Source organism: Neisseria sp. P0022.S010, assembly GCF_051956635.1.
Genome location: NZ_JBQCXF010000200.1, coordinates 1 through 5,197 on the forward strand (window position 1 = coordinate 1; position 5,197 = coordinate 5,197).

A 5,197-nucleotide genomic window follows, 5' to 3' on the forward strand; every position below is an offset into this window, starting at 1 on the left:
TGGCAGCCGTCGGCTATGCCGGTATTGAAGACTTGGACGTCGATGCTTTGAAAATGTGGCTGGATGACGTGTTGGTGGCCGAAAACGGCGGCCGTGCGGAAAGCTATACCGAAGAAGCAGGACAAGCGGTGATGAACCGTCCGGAAATCACCGTCCGCATCGATTTGCAACGCGGCGATACGACGGCGGCTGTTTATACCTGCGATTTGTCGCACGAATATGTGTCGATTAACGCGGATTACCGTTCTTAAAAACCTTTATCCTTGTTTTCAGACGGCCTTTGAGAAAAGTATCAAGGCCGTCTGAACACATTGACTGCGTGTTTATGATGAAATTTCCCCAGACTTGGGCGGCGCGCCTTGCCCACAAAATCCGCCAAACCAAACGCCTGTCGAAAAAGAGCATTGCCCTTCTGTTTTTGCTGGCAGGATCGGCATTGGTTGCCCTGACGGCTTTGATGTTTGCGTACTTGGCGGATTTGGCTTTGGAATGGAACGCCTTGTTGGTGGGAAAATATCCGTGGTTTGCGTGGGTGGTTTTGCCGCTGGGTTTGCCGCTTTTGGCATGGTTTACGCGAAAATTTGCGCCGTACACTTCCGGCAGCGGTATTCCGCAGGTTATCGCTTCTTTGTCTTTGCCTTATGGCGCGCAGAAAACCCGGTTGATTCGTTTGGGCGAAACCTTTTTCAAAATTCCGCTGACGTTTTGCGCCATGCTGTTGGGCGCGTCTATCGGCAGGGAAGGGCCGTCTGTGCAAGTGGGCGCGGCGGTGATGAACGCTTGGGGCGCGTGGTGTAAAAAGCACGGGCTGGCGTTTAGGGGTATGCAGGAAAACGATTTGATTGCCGCAGGTGCGGCCGGTGGTTTGGCGGCGGCGTTTAACGCGCCTTTGGCCGGTGTGGTCTTTGCCATCGAAGAATTGGGGCGCGGCGTGCTTTTGCGTTGGGAACGTCAAATCCTGATGGGCGTGTTGGCGGCCGGTTTCATCCAAGTGGCGATACAGGGCAACAACCCGTATTTCTCAGGTTTTCAAGGGCATGAGCTGCCAAACATGCTGATGTGGGCTGCGGTGTCGGGCATCGTCTGCGGTGTGGCAGGCGGATTGTTCGGCAGCTTTTTGTATCGCGGCGCGGCAGCATTCGCTCCGGTGCGCTGGCGCAGTTTCATCCGCCGTCATTTGTTGGTGGTCGCCTTTGCAATGGGTATCTTGCTGGCGCTGCTCGGTACGTTTTATCAAGGCAAAACCTATGGCACGGGCTATCACGAAGCCGCCGCCGCACTCAAAGGCGCGTATGAAGCGCCGATCGGCTTGGCCGCCGCAAAATGGGCGGCGACCGTGTTCAGCTACTGGGCAGGTATTCCCGGCGGCATCTTCACGCCGTCGTTAACCATCGGCGCGATGATAGGCGAACACATGGCTTCTTTCGCGCAACTGGGCGACGCGTCCAATGTCGCAGTTTTGCTCTGCATGGCCGCATTCCTTGCCGCCGCGACTCAATCGCCGTTGACCGCCGCCGTGGTGGTCATGGAAATGACGGGCGGACAGAATTTACTGTTTTGGATGTTGCTGACTTGCATCTTCGCTTCGCAAGTATCGCGCCAATTCTCGCCGCATCCGTTTTACCATGCCGCAGGTTTGCGCTTCAGACGGCATATTGAAGCTGAAAGCGGACATGTTCAGCACGAGAAAAAAGAATAGGTCGGTATATAAAAGGCCGTCTGAAAACTAAATTTCAGACGGCCTTTATTATGTCGTTTAAAGCTGTATTACGGTTTACTTAAACAGCAAAATCAGCAGCAAAACAACCGCAATCACACCCAGCCACAGGCTTTGGCGTTGCTGTACTTTAACCAAATGTACATAGGCATCGCGCATTTCCTGCTGGCGGTTTTCATCAATCAGCGCACTGATTTTGCGCGGCAGGGAAGGGATGATTTGCGCCCAATCGGGAACTTCGTTTTTGAGGTTGCGCCAAAGGGCTTTGGGGCCGACCTGTTCGTTCATCCAGCGCACCAAAAACGGTTTGGCGGTTTTCCACAAGTCCAAATCGGGATCGAGCTGGCGGCCCAAGCCTTCGATGTTGAGCAGCGTTTTTTGCAGCAATACCAGCTGCGGCTGGATTTCGACATTGAAGCGGCGGCTGACTTCAAACAGGCGCATCAGCACCAAGCCGAAGGAAATCTGCGAAATCGGTTTGTTGAACACAGGCTCGCACACGGCGCGGACAGCGGCTTCCAATTCTTCCGCACGCGTGTCGGCAGGCACCCAGCCCGATTCGATGTGGGCGGTGGCGACGCGGTGGTAATCGCGGTTAAAGAAGGCGAGGAAGTTGATGGCGAGATAGCGTTTGTCGTAATCGGTCAGCGTGCCGACGATGCCGAAATCGAGGGCGATGTAGCGGTTGTCGGCGGCGACCAGAATATTGCCGGGGTGCATATCGGCATGGAAAAAGCCGTCGCGGAAAACTTGCGTGAAGAAGATTTCCACGCCGTAATCGGCGAGTTTGTGTAAATCAATGCCGTCTGCTTTAAGTTTGGCGATATCGGATACCGGCGTGCCGTCCATCCATTCGATGGTCAGTACATCGCTGGTGCAGTAGTCGTAAAACACCTTCGGCACAATCAGCATATTGCTGTTTTGGAAATTGCGCCCGAGTTGGCTGGCATTGGCGGCTTCGCGCATCAAGTCCAATTCGTCGTGCAGGTATTTGTCAAATTCGGCCACCACTTCGCGCGGCTTCAAACGCTTGCCGTCTGAAAACAAACGTTCCACCCAGCCTGCGCCAAAGCGCATCAGCGACAAATCCTGTTCGATAACGGGCAAAAGGTTGGGGCGCAAGACTTTCACTGCGACCTGTTCGCCAGAATGCAGGCGGGCTTTGTGTACTTGGGCGATGGACGCGCTGGCGACAGGCTCTGTTTCAAATTCCGCGTATAAAGTGTCGATGGATTGGCCCAAAGATTTTTCGATTTGCGAGCGTGAAAGCTGCGCGTCAAACGACGGCACTTTGTCTTGCAGCCTTGCCAGTTCGACCGCGTAATCGTGCGGAATCAAATCGGGACGCGTGGACAATACCTGTCCGAATTTGATGAAAATTGGCCCCAGGCTTTCCAACGCCAAACGCAGGCGCACGGCAGGCGTCTCGTGTTTGAACTTGGACGACTGCGGCAGCATATTGAGGAAAGTCCGCGCCCAACCCGGACGGACCAGCGAGGCAATCAGCTCGGCAAGGCGGTAGCGGTAGAGCGTGCAGAGGATGGTTTTAATGCGTTTGAGGCGGTTCATGATGGACGCAGATAAATCGAAAAAACAGAATTATATAGGAAAAACGGCCAAGGGCTTCAGACGGCCTGAGACTTTTGCAAAAACATTTGCCGCATGGCTAACAATTTTATAAAGGCTAAGGTTTTGCCGCCTCAATAAAAAGACGAATATTCACATCATAAATATTCGTCGGCTACTTGCCCAAACCGCCGATTCAAGACATAATCGGGAAATGTGCAGGAGAGTGTTACACCCAACTACAATGTAACCACCGAAGGCGCAGACACCCTTAAATCGCTCAGGTATCAGGGACTGCACATTGAAACAAACAATCTGGAGAGCGGCGTTAGAATAACGTCCACCGAAGGGGAGAAGGCCGTCTGAACCACCATTCAGACAACCGCGCAAAGCAGTGAGCAGACTGGTTTGCCATCATGCGGATACAGCCGAAAATCTCAGGTTCAAGGACAGATAGGGTCATCCGCGCACAGGTGCGCGGGCGGCATCTGAACAAAAAATCCGGAGAAACTTGAGAATGACTGCTCTGAAAACCACCCCATTTCATCAAGCCCATCAAGATGCAGGCGCGAAGCTGGTCGATTTTGCCGGCTGGGAGCTGCCCATCCATTATGGTTCGCAAATCGCCGAACACGAAGCCGTGCGCACCGACGCAGGCATGTTCGACGTATCCCATATGCTCGTTACCGACGTCGCCGGAGCGAACGCAAAAGCCTTTTTCCGCAAACTGATTGCCAACGACGTTGCCAAACTCGCTTTCGTCGGCAAAGCCCTTTATTCCGCGCTGCTCAACGACAACGGCGGCGTGATTGACGACTTGATCGTTTACCGTACCAACGAAGCCGAAACCCAATACCGCATCGTGTCCAACGGCGCGACCCGTGAAAAAGATACGGCGCAATTCCACAAAGTCGGACAAGAGTTCGGCGTTGCCTTCAATCCGCGCTACGACCTCGGCATGCTTGCCGTACAAGGCCCGAAAGCCATCGAAAAACTCCTGACCGTCAAACCTGAATGGGCAGACGTGATTCGCGGCCTCAAACCGTTCCAAGGTGCAGACTTGGGCAACGACTGGTTTGTCGCCCGCACCGGCTACACCGGTGAAGACGGCGTCGAAGTCATCCTGCCCGGCACTGAAGCCGTCGCATTCTTCAAAGCCCTGCAAGCAGCAGGCGTACAGCCTTGCGGCCTCGGCGCACGCGACACCCTGCGCATGGAAGCCGGTATGAACCTCTATGGCAACGATATGGACGACAATACCAGCCCGCTCGAAGCAGGCATGGGTTGGACGGTTGACTTGAAAGACGAAAGCCGCGATTTCGTCGGTAAAACTGCTTTGCTGGCATTGAAAGAAAAAGGCGTTGCCGTCAAACAGGTCGGCCTGTTGCTCGATAAAGGCGGCATCCTGCGCGCGCATATGGAAGTGTTGACCGACAAAGGCCAAGGAGAAACCACCAGCGGCGTATTCTCGCCAAGCCTGAAACAATCCATCGCCATCGCGCGCGTACCGAAAGACTTTGACGGCGATACCGCCAAAGTGCTGATGCGTGGTAAAGAAGTGGACGTACGCGTACTGAAGCTGCCGTTTGTCCGCAACGGACAGAAACAGTTTTAAACGTTAGATTAGTTTTCGTAACGAGGACGTAATTTACTGTCCTCTTCGAAAATTATGAATTCAAAATGAAATAGGTAACTTTTATGAGAAAAAGTAAGGTTATAACAATTGCAGCTACATTTTGGGTAATAGTTACAGGGTTTGCTTCTGCTAAAGAGATTTATCCTTTTGATTTGGTGAAAAAACAGCCGTATAAAGCAATTTGGGAGCAAGAAGTATGGCGAGAAGTCAGAGATAAAAATGATGATTGGTTGAAAGGGGCGGAGGGTGTTGCTGCACCATTGGAACCAGTAATAATT

5 protein-coding genes and 1 riboswitch are annotated in these 5,197 nt (G+C 53.2%); of the genes, 4 read left to right on the forward strand and 1 reads right to left on the reverse strand.

Translation table 11 applies throughout. The features are described 5' to 3' along the window. Both ACTHUT_RS13630 and ACTHUT_RS13635 read left to right on the forward strand, forming a co-directional pair. Positions 1-251 (forward strand): bifunctional ornithine acetyltransferase/N-acetylglutamate synthase (locus ACTHUT_RS13630; protein ID WP_440418892.1); only part of this gene is annotated, 251 nt, incomplete at its 5' end. A 77-nt stretch (positions 252-328) separates the two neighbouring features. Next, positions 329-1,699: a chloride channel protein gene (locus ACTHUT_RS13635; protein WP_440418896.1), complete on the forward strand. Its 1,371-nt coding sequence runs from the start codon at positions 329-331 to the stop codon at positions 1,697-1,699. Between the two features lie 75 nt (positions 1,700-1,774). Here ACTHUT_RS13635 and ubiB read toward each other — a convergent pair whose 3' ends face one another. Next, on the reverse strand, positions 1,775-3,286 hold the full coding sequence (gene ubiB, locus ACTHUT_RS13640; protein ID WP_440418893.1) for a ubiquinone biosynthesis regulatory protein kinase UbiB: 1,512 nt from the start codon (positions 3,284-3,286) through the stop codon (positions 1,775-1,777). A 206-nt stretch (positions 3,287-3,492) separates the two neighbouring features. Beyond that, positions 3,493-3,590, forward strand: a riboswitch (glycine riboswitch). A gap of 210 nt (positions 3,591-3,800) precedes the next feature. On the opposite strand from ubiB, the gene gcvT reads away from it, so the two are divergent. Both gcvT and ACTHUT_RS13650 read left to right on the forward strand, forming a co-directional pair. Beyond that, a complete protein-coding gene (gcvT, locus tag ACTHUT_RS13645) occupies positions 3,801-4,898 on the forward strand; it encodes a glycine cleavage system aminomethyltransferase GcvT (RefSeq protein ID WP_440418894.1) in 1,098 nt (365 codons plus the stop codon). Between the two features lie 83 nt (positions 4,899-4,981). Beyond that, on the forward strand, positions 4,982-5,197 hold a 216-nt coding region (locus ACTHUT_RS13650; protein WP_440418895.1), incomplete at its 3' end, for a hypothetical protein.

What these genes read in the sequence shown, in the direction of transcription:
- ACTHUT_RS13635 (WP_440418896.1), top strand. Translation starts at nt 329, where the DNA reads ATGAAATTTCCCCAGACTTGGGCGGCGCGCCTTGCCCACAAAATCCGC.
- ubiB (WP_440418893.1), bottom strand. Translation starts at nt 3,286, where the DNA reads ATGAACCGCCTCAAACGCATTAAAACCATCCTCTGCACGCTCTACCGC.
- gcvT (WP_440418894.1), top strand. Translation starts at nt 3,801, where the DNA reads ATGACTGCTCTGAAAACCACCCCATTTCATCAAGCCCATCAAGATGCA.